Here is a 15,232-nt window from a genome sequence, read left to right as displayed (position 1 = left end):
CCGCAGCGGATGTTGCCCGCGCGCAAGACCAAGGCCTCCACCACAGGGGAGAACGTCATGATGATTGGGTCCTCGCCGCGCGGCCTGTTGCTCGCCGGCGCTTTCTTCGGCGCATTTACACTTGGCGCCGCGGCGCAGCAGCAGGGCGACACGCCCGCTGCAGCGCAACAGGCGGCGCCGGCGGCGGCCGCACCGGCACCCGCGCCTTCCGAAGCACCAGCCGCTTCACCGCCGCCGGCCGCGCCAGCGCCGTCGGCAGCCGCGCCCTCCGCCGCGCCGGCGCCCGCGGCATCGGCCGCGCCTGCGGCGCCGCCCGCACCAGCCGCGACGACCGCGGCCGCCACGCCGCCGCTGCCGCCCGGCTCGCCGCTGATCGGCCGCCCCGACAACGAAGCCGCGCAAAAGCTCGCGCCGGTGGCGCCGCCGCCGCTCGCGGCCGCGCCCGACAAGGTTCCGGTCGGCAAGCTGAAAGTGCCGGCCGGCTTCAACATCGAGGTCTATGCCGCAGGGATGGCCAATGCCCGCGAGATGGCGGTCGGCGACAAGGGCACGGTGTTCGTGGGCTCGCGCCTCGTCGACAAGGTCTATGCGATCGTCAACAAGGACGGCAAGCGCTCGGTCAAGGTGCTGGTCTCGGGCCTCTACCGGCCGAACGGCGTCGCCTTCCGCGACGGCACGCTCTACATCGCCGAGCTGTCGAAGATCTCCAAGATCGAGCATGTCGAGGACGTGCTGGACAATCCGCCGAAGCCGACCGTCATCTACGACAATTTGCCGAAGGACGAGGCGCATGGCTGGAAGTTCATCGCCGTCGGGCCGGACAACAAGCTCTATGTCGAGGTTGGGCAGCCCGGCAACAACGTGCTGCATGACAAGGATCACGGCCAGATCCGTCGCATCAATCTTGATGGCACAGGCGCGGAAGTGGTCGCCTATGGCGTTCGCCACTCGGTCGGCTTCGACTGGCATCCGGTGAGCAAGGAGCTCTATTTCACCGACAACGGCCGCGACTGGCTCTCCGAAGACGTGCCGGAGGACGAGCTGAACCGCGTCACCAAGGTCGGCGAGGATTTCGGCGCACCCTATTGCTATCAGGGCAACATTCCGGATCCGGAATTCGGCTGGGGCCATTCCTGCAGCGAGTTCACCCCGCCGGTCACGCTGATGGGCCCGCACTCGGCCTCGCTCGGCATGCGCTTCTACACCGGCAACATGTTCCCGAAGGGCTTCAAGAACGCGATCATCGTGGCGCGCCACGGCTCGTGGAACCGGTCGAAGAAGTTCGGCGGGGACCTCGTCGTCGTCCACCTCAACAAGGACGGCACGGTGAAGAACGTCGAGCCCTTCATCACCGGCTTCCTGGAGAACAACAGCTATATCGGCCGGCCGGTCGACGTGCTGCAGCTCAAGGACGGCTCGCTGCTCGTCTCGGACGACTGGAACGGCGCGGTCTATCGCGTCACTTACGGCAAGCAGAAGGTAGCGAACCAGTAACGTCGTCGTTGTAACGACGTCATTGCGAGCGCAAGCGACCCGCTTCGCCGGGGATGAGTCCGGCGAAGCGCGTGAGCGCGTAGACGGAAGCAATCCAGAGTCATGGTTGGGCGCTGGATTGCTTCGTCGCTTTCGCTCCGCGCAATGACGGCAAAATGCGAGAAGAAATGCACAAAACAACAATCGCGGCCTTCGCGCTCGCGCTGCTCGCCTTTTCCGCCCGCGCCGAAACCGTTGCCGAGCGCGCAGCCGCCTGCTTCGCCTGCCACGGCGAGCACGGCACGTCGGAAACCGAGAACACGCCCTCGCTCGGCGGCCAGCAGCCGCCCTACGCGCTGATCCAGCTCTTCATGTTTCGCGAGAAGTTGAGGACCTTCGAGCCGATGAACGAGGTGGCGAAGTCGTTCACCGACGACGACTTGCGCACCTTTTCTGATTTCATAGGCACGCTGCCGAAGCCGCAGCCGCCGGCGGACGCAGGCGATCCTGCGCGCGTGCAGCGCGCGCAGGCGATCGTCTCCCAGAACCACTGCAACGCCTGCCACAAGGCGGACTTTTCCGGCGGCGACAACGTTCCGCGCATCGCCAACCAGCGCGAGGACTACCTCGCCAAGACGCTCGCCGAATACAAGAACAACACCCGCCACGGCTACGACGCCACCATGGCCGACGTGATGCAGCCGGTCACGGCAGAGCAGATCGCCGATCTCGCCTATTACATCGCCCGCGTCCGCTAACGACTTAGTCCGTATGGCCTTGCCGCGGGCGGCGCGCTACAAGGCGGCCATCATCTGGAGCTCATCATGCAGGACATCTGGCGTTTGCCGGCCACCGAGGTCGCCGCCCTCATCAGGCAGAAGAAGATTTCGGCCAAAGAGGCCGCCACGGCCGGGCTTTCGCGGCTCGACGCGGTCAATCCCAGGATCAACGCGGTGGTCGACCACCGGCCGGATGACGCCTTGCGGCAGGCGGCCGCAATCGACGCCGCGATCGGCCGCGGCGATGATGTCGGCCCGCTTGCCGGCGTGCCGGTCACGGTGAAGGTCAATGTCGATCAAGAGGGCTATGCCACCACCAACGGCCTGAAGGCGCAGCGCGACGCGATCGCACCTGCGAACAATCCGGTGGTCGACAACCTCCTGAAAGCCGGCGCCGTCATTCTCGGGCGCACCAACTGCCCGGCCTTCTCCTATCGCTGGTTCACCACCAACCTGATCCATGGCGACACCAAGAACCCGCACGATCCCTCGATCACCCCGGGCGGCTCGTCCGGCGGGGCGGGGGCGGCGGTCGCGGCCGGCATCGGGCATATCGCCCACGGCACCGACATCGCCGGATCGATCCGCTATCCGGCCTATGCCTGCGGCGTGCACGGCTTGCGGCCGACGCTCGGGCGGATCGCCGCCTACAATCCGGGCCTGCCGGAGCGCAGCATCGGCCCGCAGCTCGGCGCGGTGTCGGGCCCGCTCGCCCGCACCATCGGCGACCTGCGGATGGCGCTTGCTGCGATGTCCGCGCGCGATCCCCGCGATCCCTGGTGGGTGCCGGCGCCGCTGGAGGGCCCGAAGCGCGAGAAGCGCGCGGCGCTGTGCCTCAACCCCGACGGGCTGGAGATCGCGAGCGAGGTGAAGGCCGCGCTGGTCGATGCCGGCAAGCGGCTGGAGCGCGCCGGCTGGATCGTGGAGCAGGTGGCGACCACGCCGCCGCTGCAGGAGGCGGCCGAGCATCAGACGAAGCTCTGGCTCGGTGATAATTATGAGGCGCAGCTTGCGGCCGCCGAGCGCGAGGGCGATCCGGGCGCGCTGGTCTGCCTGCGCGGCAACCGCGCAAAAGTCTTTCCGTTCGATGCGGCGGCGTTCTCGCACGCCTTGACGCGCCGCGCGACCCTGGCGCGGCAGTGGCTGGAATTTCTTGAGAAATACGCCGTCGTCGTGATGCCGGTGTCGGGCGAGCTGCCGTTTCCGGATGGGCTCGACCGCAAGGACGAGGCGTCCTTTGCGCGGGTCTGGCGGGCGCAGCTGCCCCAGGTCGCGATCCCCTTCCTGGGCCTGCCGGGCCTGACCGTCTCCACCGGACTCGTCGGACGCGTGCCCGTCGGCGTGCAGGTCGTCTCCGGCCGCTACCGCGAAGACCTCTGCCTGCTCGCGGGCGAGGCGATCGAGGCGGGCGGGACGGCGCCGTCGCCTGTCGATCCCGCAAGCTGACGGGTCGCGCCATGGCGAGCATCTACGATTTCAATGCCGCGTCGCTGTCAGGCGAGGAGGTGGCGCTGAAGCAATACGAAGGAAAGGTGCTCCTGATCGTCAACACGGCGAGCGCCTGCGGGTTCACGCCGCAATACAAGGGGCTGGAAGCGCTTTATCGCGACCTCGGCCCGCGCGGCTTTGCCGTGCTCGGCTTTCCCTGCAACCAGTTCGGCCACCAGGAGCCGGGCGACGCCAGGCAAATCGCCAATTTCTGCGAGAGCAAATACGACGTCAGCTTTCCGATGTTCGCCAAGATCGACGTCAACGGGACGAAGGCCCACCCCTTGTACAGCTACCTCAAAGCTGCGAAATCGGGCCTGCTCGGCTCCTCGATCAAGTGGAATTTCACCAAGTTCCTGGTCGATCGGGGAGGCAAGGTGGTCGGGCGCTATCCGCCGACCGCTACCCCCGAGAGTCTGCGACGTGATATCGAGGCGCTATTGTGAACGACAAGAAAACCGAGACCGAGCAACTGCCCGACCGCCTGTCGGTCGACCCGGCCAGCCCCTATTACAATGCGGACGTCCTGGCGCGCGACGTCGGCATCCGCTTCAAGGGCGTCGAGAAGACCAATGTCGAGGAATATTGCGTCAGCGAGGGCTGGGTGCGCGTGACCGCGGGCAATGCCAAGGACCGCCACGGCAATCCGCTCACCATCAAGGTCCACGGGCCCGTCGAGCCTTATTTTCGCGACAAGAAGTAGACGGGATCGAGCGTCGCGACGGGTATCGGTGATGCCTCGCCATGCCCGGGCTTGACCCGGGCATCCACGACTCTCCCGTCATCGCTTCTTATGTCACAACCATCAGAGCTTACGAGTTCAGCGGCAACAGTGCATTCCGCAGTATCGAGCTTGAAATCCCCATGAGTCCGCTGAAGGGATCATCCAGCTCGAAAACCAGAAAGATCGCGCCGGCAAACGACAGTGCGCACACAAACAGCGAGATCGTGATGACCGTATTCGCCCGCACGAACAGGGTGGCGCTTACAAAGATCGCGCTCAGCCAGAATACCATGATCACCAGAAACGGCGTCGGAATTGAACCGCCGGCCTGCGTAAACAACCGCAATCGCATCTGCGCGCCTTCCGTGAAGGCGGCAATCGCGCGAGACTGCAGGGACCGTTGCATGTCGTTGTTCGGCGACAGCCGTTCGAGCGCATTATAGAAGGCCCACGCCTCCACACTGGACTCGAAGCGTGCGGGTTTCCCGCTTTCGTTCGCTTGCTCATGCCAAATGCGATCGGCCATCGGTGGTATGCTCTGCCGCAGGAGTTTTCGCAGAGAAGCCGCTTCCGGTCCGTATTGCGTGACCAGATCGTCCAGAAGGATGATCGTTGCCGTCATCTCCCTGACCTGGTTTGCCTTCTGGTCGAATGTGGTCTTTGCGGATGCGATCAGCAGGCCCAGCACGAGTGCGGTCAGTGTGCCAATCAGGCCCGCGGTCAGCTTGACGACGTCCCTGGAGTCCGAGTGCAGGTGATGTTCCGACAACAACGGCCGAACGGCCATCCCAGCCAGGGCGCCGCCAAATATCAGCGCGAACACAAGCAACGAAATCAATAGATTCATCATGTTTGCGAATGCTCCACCTCTCGGTGACCATGCTGATCCTAGCTCCGATTATGCGTGCTTGTCTAAAGACCCGTTCTTGGGACCACGCCAGAAATCGCGCATTTATCAGTACATGCCCTCGATTTGGCGCAGGCGATATTTCCCTCGCCGCCATTGGCTGCTAAGACCTTTTACAGCCGGCATAAAAGTCGACTCCCGCGCCGCGCTTTGCCTGAAGCTGTTGGCGCTGTTGCCGGCGATAATGACAAGACAAGAGGACCAAAGCCCATGTCCGTCCGCATCGTGGACATCAGGGAAGTGACCAAGCCGATCGCGTCCGCGATCCGCAACGCCTACATCGATTTCTCGAAGATGACGACGAGTCTCGTCGCCGTCGTCACCGACGCGGTCGTCGACGGCAGGCGCGTGGTCGGCTACGGCTTCAATTCCAACGGCCGCTACGGGCAGGGCGGCCTGATACGCGAGCGCTTTGCGCCACGTCTCGCGGAGGCCGATCCGAAGGCGCTGCTCAACGCGGCCGGCGACAATCTCGATCCGGACAAGGTCTGGGCGGCGATGATGGCGAACGAGAAGCCGGGCGGCCACGGCGAGCGCTCGGTCGCGGTCGGCACCATCGACATGGCGGTGTGGGACGCGGTCGCCAAGATCGCGAACAAGCCGCTGTTCCGCCTGCTGGCGGAGCGTCATGGCCGCGTCGCCGATCCGCGCGTCTTCGTCTATGCCGCCGGCGGCTACTACTATCCCGGCAAGGATCTTTCGATGCTGCGCGGCGAGATGCGCTCCTACCTCGACCGCGGCTACAACGTCGTGAAGATGAAGATCGGCGGCGCAGCAATCGAGGAGGATCGCACGCGCATCGAGGCGGTGCTGAAGGAGATCGGCAGCGCGGCGCAGCTTGCGGTCGACGCCAACGGCCGCTTCGATCTGGAGACCGCGATTCTCTACGCCAAGATGCTGCGCGACTATCCCTTGTTCTGGTACGAGGAGGCGGGCGACCCGCTCGACTTCGCGCTGCAGGCAGCGCTGGCCGAATTCTATCCCGGGCCGATGGCGACCGGCGAAAACCTGTTCAGCCATCAGGACGCCAAGAACCTGATCCGCTATGGCGGCATGCGGCCCGACCGCGACTGGCTGCAGTTCGATTGCGCGCTGTCCTATGGCCTGTGCGAATACCAGCGCACGCTCGCCGTGCTGCACACCCATGGCTGGTCGCCGGCCCGCTGCATCCCGCATGGCGGCCACCAGATGTCGCTCAACATCGCAGCCGGCCTCGGGCTCGGCGGCAATGAGAGCTATCCGGACCTGTTCCAGCCCTATGGCGGTTTTCCCGATGGCGTGCGCGTCGAGGCTGGCCACATCGTGATGCCTGATCTTCCCGGCATCGGCTTCGAGGGCAAGTCCGATCTCTATGCCGAGATGAAGGCGCTCGCGGCGTAGTGATTATTGGCTGACAAGTTCAGCTCGCCGGCTTGGCTGTCACACGATTCCAGTTAAGCTGAGACGTCATGAGGGTTTGGCAGCCGGAATGCCTATGTTCAATATAGGTGCTACCTCGAGCGGGACCGAACGATCTGCGCTGATATCGCAGGCCTTTCAGCTCGAATATCTGACCGTTGCCTGGATGACGATCGAAGCCGCGGTGGCGATCGCGTCTGGGCTTGTGGCCGGCAGTCTGGTTCTCACCGCGTTTGGCATCGATAGCCTGATCGAACTTGCGTCTGCGGGCGTTCTGTTGTGGCGGCTCAACGTCGAGCTTCGGCACGGTGAAGTGTTCGCCGAGCATGCAGAGCGAACGGCGTCGCGGATTGGGGCGGTCCTGCTGTTTGCCCTGGCGATCTATGTCGTGGCTGGTGCGGGTTGGAAGTTGTGGACTCGGCAAGGCGCCGAATTCTCGTCTGTGGGTCTCATCGTCAGTAGCTTGGCGATTCCGATCATGTATGCCCTTTCTCGGCGCAAGCTTCGGCTCGCAGAGGCGTTGGGCAGCCGCGCTCTTCGTGCGGACGCGATCGAGAGCGTCACCTGCGGCTGGCTTGCTTTCGTCGTGGTGGGCGCCCTGGCGGCGCAATTTTGGGTGGATGCCTGGTGGCTGGACCCGGTCGCATCGCTTGGGATCGTTTGGTTCCTGGTTCGCGAGGGACGCGAGGCTTGGGAAGGCGAGGCGTGCTGCGACGAGTGCTCCTGACGAACCGGAGACTTCAGCGTGGATTGCGGACCGGCGCCTTGTTCGGCAGGCCTCGTCATGGGATGGCGATGATCAATCCAGTGGTCACACCGACAGATTGCTCGTGGCCCTTGCTGAACGAGTAGCTATAGGTCGGCTCGACGAACCAGCCGAACTTGCGTTCGGCGGAGGGCCAGATCATCCACTCCAAGGCGATCTCACCGGCAATCTTGGTGCCGCCACCAGCCGTCGCATAGCTCACCTGCGGGCCGGCACCGACCATGAATTCGACCCGTTCATTCAGCGTGAACGGTTTCTTGAACAGCAGGTCGGCCTGCCATTCGGTTTGCCCCGGCCGAAACAGCGGCGAAATCCCTGCTTCGATTTCCAGCCATTCCTTGATGACGGGAAACTCCACCGCCATTGAGGGACCGGAGGCGTGGCTATTCTCCTGAAGGCTTCGCTCCGTTGCCGCGCCGAGCTCGACCAGGGCGAACGGTTCCTTGTCCTCGGCTCGCGCCTGTCCGACGGGGCCAAGCAACGAGGCGGCGGCGAGGGCGGCATAAAATCTCGTTCTGTCGTGCTTGGTCACCACGAATTTATGGACGAGCGCTTGCGATTGCACAACCGAATGCCGCTCCCGCCACCAATGATTTGCCGACCAATCTGATCAATTCTCTTTCGGATTTGCCCCACAAGCGGAAGCCCCAAAGCCATTTGGTGCCCGCATTTTCCATCGTGAGCAGACGATGTGCTTATGAGTGGATGTGCTCGACTGCCGCGGGCGGGCTCCGTGGCTCCACATTGCCGGAGCGACGCTCGGCTCTGGCTTGCGCCGCTGGCGAAAACCTGAATGATCTTACCGGTCGTTCCGATGGACAATGGGTCGCGCTTGCGATCTCTCCTGGAGAGATTTTGGATATGTCGACGTTCACCCCGCATGGCGCCTCCTTGCTGTGGAAGCCGGAATTGATCTGGTTGAATGCCGTTTCCGACGCGCTGCTCGCAGGCGCCTTCTTCACCACCGCGTTCGTGCTCGGATTCTTCGTGTGGCGGCGCCGGCGCGATGTCATGTTCGGCAGCGTATTCTGGACATTCGCCGTCTTCGCAGCCGTCTGCGGGGTGACCCGCCTGCTGGCGATCCTCACCCTGTGGGTGCCCGCCTACGAGGTCGAGGCGGTTGCCAAGGGCCTGCTGGCGCTGATCTCGATCGCGATGATGGTCGCACTGCTGCTGATGCTGCCGCGGATCCTGGTGCTGCCGACGCGCATCCAGCTTCAGCAGGCTTATGCCGCCCTCGAGGAGGAAACCAGGCAGCGGCGCAACGCCGAAGCCATGGTCCAGCGTTTTCAGGAGATGGAAGCCAGCGAGGCCCAGCTCCGGCAATCGCAGAAGATGGAAGCCATCGGCCAGCTCACCGGCGGCGTCGCGCACGATTTCAACAACATTCTGACTGTCATCACCGGCACCATCGAAATCCTCGGCGACGCGGTCAAGGATCGTCCGTCTCTCGCCGAGATCGCCAACCTGATCAGCGCCGCGGCGGCCAGGGGCGCTGACCTCACCCGGCATCTGCTCGCCTTTTCCCGTCAACAGCCGCTGCAGCCGCGCAGCACCGACGTCAACGCCCTCGTCGTTGACGCAGCACGGTTGCTGCGACCGACCCTCGGCGAACACGTCGAGATCGAATCGATGCTGGCGCACGATCCCGCGCCGGCCCTGATCGATCCGAGCCAGCTCTCGACCGCGATCCTGAACCTGGCGCTGAATGCGCGTGACGCCATGCCGAACGGCGGCAAGCTGACGCTTGAAACCAGGAATGCCGTGCTCGACGAGGACTACGCCAGGATGAACAGCGAGGTTAAGCCCGGCAGCTACGTCATGATCGCGGTCAGCGACACGGGCGAAGGAATCCCCGCGAGCCTGCTCGACAAGGTGTTTGAACCCTTCTTCACCACCAAGGACGTCGGCAAGGGATCGGGGCTCGGTCTCAGCATGGTTTACGGCTTCGTCAAACAGTCGAACGGGCATATCAAGATCTACAGCGAGGAGGGTCACGGCACCACCGTGAAGCTGTACCTGCCCGCGTGCACGGGTGCGCCGGAAGCATTGACTGCCGAGACCAGCATCCTCGGGGACCAGCACGGCGACGAGTCGATCCTGATCGTCGAGGACGACGCCCTGGTGCGCGAATACGTCGTGACGCATGTCGGCCGCTTTGGATACCGCACGCTGGCCGCCGGCAATGCCGCTGAAGCGCTGGCAATCATCGACAGTCGCGAGCGCATCGATCTGCTGTTCACTGACGTGATTATCCCCGGGGGCATGAACGGCCGCCAGCTCGCCGCCGAAGCATTGAAGCGGCGCCCCGAACTCAAGGTGCTTTACACGTCCGGCTATACCGAGAACGCGATCGTGCATCATGGCCGCCTCGACGCCGGCGTGCTGCTGCTGGCGAAGCCTTATGTCAGCTCCGATCTCGCTCGGATGCTGCGGACTGCGCTGGCGTCGTGAGCAACCGACTGGGGCGTGTCCTGGCGGGGCGCGCTTCCTGATGAGGTCTGCCTTGCGCCATGGCGCGCCACGCGCCGTGGGGCCACGCGTGGCGCTCTATTGCGCGGTCGAGTCACGACCCGTGATGGCGGCGCGCATGATGATGCGGGAATGCGTCGGGCGCAGAAGCATATGCGTCGTCGCGGTCGCCGCAGTAAGTGATGCCGCCGCCGGCGGACGCACACGCGCCCTTCAACGCGGGCCAGTCGGGAGACATTCTGGCAGCGGGAGTTGGAGCCCCACCATTCAGAACGTCCAGGTTCGGATAATAGAACGCGAAAGCTCCCGGCTCCTGGATGGCGGCTCTCATGGTCCCGTTCGGATTGTAGTCGTTCCTCGGATTATATCCGGAGTCGCGTAGATTTTTGGCGTACAGGGAGCTGCCGCTCGCACCCGCAGGAGCTTGCGCGAATGCGGACGTCGCCGCGGTCGCGGACAGCAGCACGGCCGCTGCAAGAGCTTTGAATGAAACCATTGTCGTTTTTCTCCTATATCGATCGGTCGCAGACCCGCGCGCAGACAACACAAGGCGGTCACGCTTCGTGAGACGAGCGTGCTGTCCAAATGCGAGCTATCGGCTTGCAGCATCCGATGCGGATGCCTTCGACCTTGATGTAGGGAGAGATCGGAGCCGTTCTATTTAAATTCCGCTTCAGGGAACTCAACTCGGCTTGAAAGGCGCGTTACAGGGTGATCGCCTGGGTACCGGCATTCGCGCACAACAGAGTGATTGCGTCGTGACGAAATCATGCCGCGTGAACACGGGGTGACTTGACGCCTGAAGGGTCGTCGATCCCTCGCGCACTGGTTATTCGACTGTCGTCGAATACTGTGTCATCGCGCCGGCATCGCCTGCGCGCAAGATCGAAATTCATGAACAGATTCAGGCTGATTTGGGTCGTCCAGTCCTTTGCGCAAAAATATTCCGCTTGTTGCGTCGGGCAAATCAGTGGCTTCCATCGGCCCGTCCCGCGCTCTCCAAGAGGGGCGCTTCGCGATCGTCACGAACGTTGGGTGCGGGATGCGATGGACGCGATTGGTATCGCAAGACGAACGATACCAACGCGGACGGCGAAGTCGTGTGGTCCTGGCATCCCTGGGCTGGTGCTAAGTTTGCGGATGATGATCCGTGGGCGACGGTGACTAAAAAGTCATGGACACCGGGGAGAGCACGAAGGAAACCGTTAAAACCAATCGCGCGGGGAAGGCCGGACTGTTTCGGTCGAACCTGTGGTGACTAACTCGTGTGCTTTTTTGCTGCACGCGAGGCTGCGGGTGCGACCAGCATCCGGCTTTCCCTGCGCCCTCTGCCTTTTGAGGGATCGTTATCGCAAAACTCGGGCGCAAGCGCGCCGCGGGAAGGCGAGGTCATGTCTTGGGGGTCGATCGCGAAATCTTCAGCGGCGCCTCGCTTGTACACCGGCGATCGGGTTCGATTCGTCGTGCCCGGGCTTGACCCGGGCATCCACGTCTTTCTTGTGGCCAAGACGTGGATGGCCGGGACGAGGCCCGGCCATGACGGCAATTCGCGCTGTTCGCCCGACTTACGACAGCCGCATGTCGAGCAGGCGGCGGCCTTCACCCCTCAACAGCTTCTTCACCGCGCTGGAGGCGACCACCTCGCCCTCGTTGGCGTAGGCCTCGTGGTTCTTCTCGATGTCGTCGAGGCGGTAGAGGTAGTTGACCATGATGCCCGCGGATTCGCGCAGGCCCTTGGGCGAGAGGTCGCCGAGCCAGTTGATGCGCTCGAGCCGTGCGCCGTTGCCGAGATGGAAGCGCGCGACGGAATCATGAAGCCGCCCCTTCGGGTTGCGGGCCTTCAGGAAATAATGCGCGGCCAGGGGCTCCAGCAGCGCGCGCAGGCCTGCTTCGGTCTCCTCGTTCTCGAACCAGTTCGGTTCGTCGAGATGCTTCAGCAGCGCGCGATCTTCCTCGGTGACCGGCACGTCCTCGGCCTGCTTCAGCCATTGCGTGAAGTTCGGCACCGGCGACAGCGTCACGAAGGTGTCGAGCTTCGGCAATTCGCGGCGCAGCTCCTCGACCACCTGCTTGATCAGGAAGCTGCCGAAGGAGATGCCACCGAGCCCGCGCTGGGTGTTGGAGATCGAGTAGAACACCGCGGTGCGGGCGCGCTCGGCCGGGACCGGCTGGCGGTCGACCGCGAGCAGCGGCGCGATCGCGCCGGGAATGGTTTCGGTCAGCGCCACCTCGACGAAGATCAGCGGCTCGTCGGCCAGCGCCGGATGGAAGAAGGCGTAGCAGCGCCGGTCGACGGGGTCGATGCGCCGGCGCAGATCGTCCCAGTCGCTGATCTCGTGCACCGCCTCGTAGCGGATGATCTGCTCCAGGATGTTGGCGGGCGTCGACCAGTCTATCCTGCGCAACACGAGAAACCCCCTGTTGAACCAAGAACCCAAGAGATGCACGACGTCGCGGTCGAGCGCGGCGAGGTCCTGCCGGCCGTCCATCAGCGTCAGCAGGTCGGCGCGCATCGCGACCAGTTCGCTGGTGCCGCGCGGCGCACGGTTGAGGCGCCGGATCAGCTCCTGCCGCCGCGGCTCCGAGGCAAAATGCAGCAGCGTGCCGTTCCCGTCACCGGGCTGCGCCTGCCAAGTCTGGATCGCCTTCGCAAGCTTCTCCCGGTCCGGGCCGAAATCCCGAACCAGCGCCTGGAAAAAGGCGAGCCGGCCGGCCGCATCGAGGTCGTGGTAGCGGTCCAGCACCTCGCGCGCCATGGCGGTACCGGAGGCCTCGCCCCGGCCGGACAGCAGCGCCTCGCACAGCTCGATCAGCCCGGCTGCGTCCTCGCCGTCGTGCGACGGTTTGCGCCGCAGCAGCGTGCGCCCGCGCTCCGAAATCGTGGCAAGCAGATCGGAAAGGAAGGCGTTGGCCATGTGCTTTACGTCGAATCCGGAGAGGGCCGATTGTTACATGGATTTAAGGCGGGGCAAGCCATATTCAAGCACAACAATGTGTCGCGCCATTTCAAGGCGGGCTCATGGCTGGCCGGCGAACTCGGTCGGCGTCTTGCCCGTCACCTGCCGGAACGCATGCGAGAACGCCGGCACGCTGGCATAGCCGAGATCGGCCGCAAGCTGCTTGACCGAGATGTCCTGGGCAGTCGACAGCCGGGCGATTGCGGCGGCGATCCGCGCCCGCTGGCACCAGCTCTTGAAGCTCAATTGCGTTTCCGACGAAAACAGCCGCGACAGCGTGCGTGCCGAGGTTCCGACCTTTTCTGCGAGCCGCTCGATCTCGTGCGCCGCGGTCGGATCGTCGAGCACGATGTCGGCGGCACGGCGGCAGCGCGGCTCGCTCGGCAGCGGGATGAAGGTGGTGGAATCCTCGGCATGGTGCAGCTCGAGCAGCGCGAGGCGGATCAGCAGCGCGGTGCGGTCGCGCTCGTTGCGGTCGTCGAACAGCGCCAGGATCGCCTGATGCAGCAGCGGCGACACCCGCACCACGAACTCCGCCTTCAGGCTCTCGCTGCGCGTCTCGCGCTTCAGCCAGCCGAGGTCGAAATAGAGCGAGCGCATCTCGATATCGGCGAGCACGTCGATGGCGTGCTCGAGCCGGGCAGGGACCCAGACTGCACGGTCCGGCGGCACCAGCCAGCGGCCCTTCGGCGTGGTGACCTGCATGGTGCCTCTCGCGGCATAGACCAGTTGCGCCTCGCGGTGCATGTGCGGCTCGAGACGGATACCCCTGCGGTAGTGCTGGGCCACCATCGTGACGCCGTCGCCGGTCGCCCGGTGGCGGCCCCTGACGGCGGCGAGTGGCTTTTCGGCGATATTCATTGGCTGCATCCCGTCACGGCAAGCCCATATAACCTAACCCAGTGGAGTGGATTTGACATTCGCTTCGCACCAGCCGCGAGCTCGCAAAGCGAATGTCAAATCCAAAACTCCACTGGAATCTTAGATTTGGTGGTCGTCCTTCGATTCCAATATTCGCAAAAGTGCCGCCCAAATGGGAAGCGAATGTTGGAATCGAGACCACCAGGAAATACGGGAATCGCTCCATGAACAGCCCCAGCCGGGTGATCGCCTTCGTCAATTTGGCGCATTTCATCGACCACTATTCGATGCTGATCTTCGCCGCTGCCGTCATCGTCATGGGACCGGCGCTCGGCATGGCCTATTCGGAGCTCTTGCCCTACGCGACGCCGGGCTTCATCGCCTTCGGCGCCGGATCGCTGATCACCGGCTGGCTGGGCGACCGCTGGAGCCGCCGCCACATGATGGTGATCTTTTATCTCGGCATCGGCGCCTCGATGATCGCGGTCGGCTTCGTTTCGACCCCGCTGCAGCTCGGCGCGGCGCTGTTGTCGATCGGCATCTTCGCCTCGATCTATCACCCCGTCGGCACCGCGATGCTGGTGTCCTATGCGGACAGGCTCGGCCGCGAGATGGGGCTCAACGGCGTCTGGGGCAATCTCGGGGTGGCGTCCTCGGCGCTGGTCACCGGCGTGATCGGCCAGTATCTCGGCTGGCGCTTCGCCTTCATCGTGCCTGGAATCGTCACCGTCCTGCTCGGCATCGCCTTTTCGCTCATGGTGGTGCATGAGGACCGCAAGGGCACGCGGCAGGCGGCGGCGCAGGCGCGCGTGGCGAAGGAGGACATGTGGCGCGTGATTCTGGCGCTGCTCATCGTGGTGATCGCGATCTCCACCACCTTCAACGCGGTGACGGTCGCGCTGCCGAAGCTGTTCGCCGAGCGGCTCGCCGATCTCACCAAAAGTCCGGCGATGCTCGGCGTGATCGCGGCCGGCGTCTACGTGTTCGGCGCGATGACGCAATATACGGTCGGCCAGCTGCTGGACCGGCACTCGCTGAAGACGGTGGCGCTGCCGCTGTCGGTGGTGCTGGCGCCGTTGCTCTATCTCGCCGCCACGCTGTCGAACCTGCCGCTGATCGTGGTCTCGATCGGGATCGTGATGGGCGCGTTCGGCCAGGTCACGGTCAACGACGCCATGGTCGGCAAGTACACCACCGAGGAGTGGCGCTCGCGCGCCTATGCGGTGCGCTACTTCGTCGGCTTCACCGCGGCCGGCGCCTCCGTCGGCCTCGTCGCCTGGCTCTATGAGCGGGGTGGCTTCGTCACCATGCTGCACGCCTTCGGCGCGCTGTGCCTGCTGGTGATTGCGGCCGCGATCATCCTGCCGCGCGAGATCAGGGCACCGGTGGCGCAGGCGAACTGAGAGC

General features: G+C 64.3%; 14 protein-coding genes. 9 read left to right on the top strand and 5 right to left on the bottom strand.

The window, feature by feature from the left end:
- The first annotated feature begins 57 nt into the window (after positions 1-57).
- The 5 genes from QOU61_RS31085 to QOU61_RS31065 all read left to right on the top strand — a co-directional run bounded on the left by QOU61_RS31085 (position 58) and on the right by QOU61_RS31065 (position 4,443).
- Positions 58-1,494: a PQQ-dependent sugar dehydrogenase gene (locus QOU61_RS31085; RefSeq protein WP_502876842.1), complete on the top strand. Its 1,437-nt coding sequence runs from the start codon at positions 58-60 to the stop codon at positions 1,492-1,494.
- A gap of 167 nt (positions 1,495-1,661) precedes the next feature.
- Positions 1,662-2,231 (top strand): c-type cytochrome, encoded by a 570-nt coding sequence (locus QOU61_RS31080; RefSeq protein ID WP_289655011.1) that lies wholly within the window; start codon positions 1,662-1,664, stop codon positions 2,229-2,231.
- 66 nt (positions 2,232-2,297) lie between these two features.
- The gene (locus QOU61_RS31075) at positions 2,298-3,698 is read left to right on the top strand and encodes an amidase family protein (RefSeq protein ID WP_289655010.1); all 1,401 of its coding nucleotides are present in this window, start codon (positions 2,298-2,300) and stop codon (positions 3,696-3,698) included.
- 11 nt (positions 3,699-3,709) lie between these two features.
- A complete protein-coding gene (locus QOU61_RS31070; protein WP_289655009.1) occupies positions 3,710-4,186 on the top strand; it encodes a glutathione peroxidase in 477 nt (158 codons plus the stop codon).
- Positions 4,183-4,443, top strand: coding sequence for a DUF3297 family protein (locus QOU61_RS31065; RefSeq protein ID WP_289655008.1), 261 nt, complete (start codon positions 4,183-4,185; stop codon positions 4,441-4,443). The genes QOU61_RS31070 and QOU61_RS31065 overlap by 4 nt, the downstream gene beginning before the upstream one ends.
- 109 nt (positions 4,444-4,552) lie before the next feature.
- On the opposite strand, the gene QOU61_RS31060 is transcribed toward QOU61_RS31065, so the two are convergent.
- Positions 4,553-5,314: a bestrophin-like domain gene (locus QOU61_RS31060; RefSeq protein ID WP_289655007.1), complete on the bottom strand. Its 762-nt coding sequence runs from the start codon at positions 5,312-5,314 to the stop codon at positions 4,553-4,555.
- A 267-nt stretch (positions 5,315-5,581) separates the two neighbouring features.
- On the opposite strand from QOU61_RS31060, the gene QOU61_RS31055 reads away from it, so the two are divergent.
- Positions 5,582-6,751: a mandelate racemase/muconate lactonizing enzyme family protein gene (locus QOU61_RS31055; RefSeq protein ID WP_289655006.1), complete on the top strand. Its 1,170-nt coding sequence runs from the start codon at positions 5,582-5,584 to the stop codon at positions 6,749-6,751.
- An 88-nt stretch (positions 6,752-6,839) separates the two neighbouring features.
- Positions 6,840-7,496, top strand: coding sequence for a cation efflux transmembrane domain-containing protein (locus QOU61_RS31050; protein WP_289655005.1), 657 nt, complete (start codon positions 6,840-6,842; stop codon positions 7,494-7,496).
- Between the two features lie 55 nt (positions 7,497-7,551).
- On the opposite strand, the gene QOU61_RS31045 is transcribed toward QOU61_RS31050, so the two are convergent.
- Positions 7,552-8,067, bottom strand: a complete 516-nt coding sequence (locus QOU61_RS31045) for a hypothetical protein (protein ID WP_289655004.1) — start codon at positions 8,065-8,067, stop codon at positions 7,552-7,554.
- A 329-nt stretch (positions 8,068-8,396) separates the two neighbouring features.
- On the opposite strand from QOU61_RS31045, the gene QOU61_RS31040 reads away from it, so the two are divergent.
- Positions 8,397-9,989 carry an ATP-binding protein gene (locus QOU61_RS31040; protein WP_289655003.1) on the top strand — a complete coding sequence of 531 codons (1,593 nt, stop codon included), beginning with the start codon at positions 8,397-8,399 and terminating at the stop codon, positions 9,987-9,989.
- A 112-nt stretch (positions 9,990-10,101) separates the two neighbouring features.
- On the opposite strand, the gene QOU61_RS31035 is transcribed toward QOU61_RS31040, so the two are convergent.
- From QOU61_RS31035 to QOU61_RS31025, 3 genes are all read right to left on the bottom strand, one after another.
- A complete protein-coding gene (locus tag QOU61_RS31035; protein ID WP_289655002.1) occupies positions 10,102-10,503 on the bottom strand; it encodes a hypothetical protein in 402 nt (133 codons plus the stop codon).
- A 1,069-nt stretch (positions 10,504-11,572) separates the two neighbouring features.
- Entirely contained in the window at positions 11,573-12,922 is a 1,350-nt protein-coding gene (locus QOU61_RS31030) for a malonyl-CoA decarboxylase (RefSeq protein WP_289655001.1), read from the bottom strand.
- Between the two features lie 102 nt (positions 12,923-13,024).
- Positions 13,025-13,825, bottom strand: coding sequence for an AraC family transcriptional regulator (locus tag QOU61_RS31025; RefSeq protein ID WP_289655000.1), 801 nt, complete (start codon positions 13,823-13,825; stop codon positions 13,025-13,027).
- A 224-nt stretch (positions 13,826-14,049) separates the two neighbouring features.
- Between QOU61_RS31025 and QOU61_RS31020 the strand changes: the two genes are divergently transcribed.
- A complete protein-coding gene (locus QOU61_RS31020; RefSeq protein ID WP_289654999.1) occupies positions 14,050-15,228 on the top strand; it encodes an MFS transporter in 1,179 nt (392 codons plus the stop codon).
- Positions 15,229-15,232: the final 4 nt, after the last annotated feature.

It is taken from the genome of Bradyrhizobium sp. NP1 (genome assembly GCF_030378205.1).
Lineage (GTDB): Bacteria > Pseudomonadota > Alphaproteobacteria > Rhizobiales > Xanthobacteraceae > Bradyrhizobium.
This window is presented reverse-complemented; position numbering and strand designations above follow the sequence as displayed.

Excerpts from the sequence above, each read along its gene's own strand:
- QOU61_RS31085 (WP_502876842.1), top strand. The coding sequence starts at position 58 with ATGATGATTGGGTCCTCGCCGCGCGGCCTGTTGCTCGCCGGCGCTTTC.
- QOU61_RS31080 (WP_289655011.1), top strand. The coding sequence starts at position 1,662 with ATGCACAAAACAACAATCGCGGCCTTCGCGCTCGCGCTGCTCGCCTTT.
- QOU61_RS31075 (WP_289655010.1), top strand. The coding sequence starts at position 2,298 with ATGCAGGACATCTGGCGTTTGCCGGCCACCGAGGTCGCCGCCCTCATC.
- QOU61_RS31070 (WP_289655009.1), top strand. The coding sequence starts at position 3,710 with ATGGCGAGCATCTACGATTTCAATGCCGCGTCGCTGTCAGGCGAGGAG.
- QOU61_RS31060 (WP_289655007.1), bottom strand. The coding sequence starts at position 5,314 with ATGATGAATCTATTGATTTCGTTGCTTGTGTTCGCGCTGATATTTGGC.
- QOU61_RS31055 (WP_289655006.1), top strand. The coding sequence starts at position 5,582 with ATGTCCGTCCGCATCGTGGACATCAGGGAAGTGACCAAGCCGATCGCG.
- QOU61_RS31050 (WP_289655005.1), top strand. The coding sequence starts at position 6,840 with ATGCCTATGTTCAATATAGGTGCTACCTCGAGCGGGACCGAACGATCT.
- QOU61_RS31040 (WP_289655003.1), top strand. The coding sequence starts at position 8,397 with ATGTCGACGTTCACCCCGCATGGCGCCTCCTTGCTGTGGAAGCCGGAA.
- QOU61_RS31035 (WP_289655002.1), bottom strand. The coding sequence starts at position 10,503 with ATGGTTTCATTCAAAGCTCTTGCAGCGGCCGTGCTGCTGTCCGCGACC.
- QOU61_RS31030 (WP_289655001.1), bottom strand. The coding sequence starts at position 12,922 with ATGGCCAACGCCTTCCTTTCCGATCTGCTTGCCACGATTTCGGAGCGC.
- QOU61_RS31025 (WP_289655000.1), bottom strand. The coding sequence starts at position 13,825 with ATGAATATCGCCGAAAAGCCACTCGCCGCCGTCAGGGGCCGCCACCGG.
- QOU61_RS31020 (WP_289654999.1), top strand. The coding sequence starts at position 14,050 with ATGAACAGCCCCAGCCGGGTGATCGCCTTCGTCAATTTGGCGCATTTC.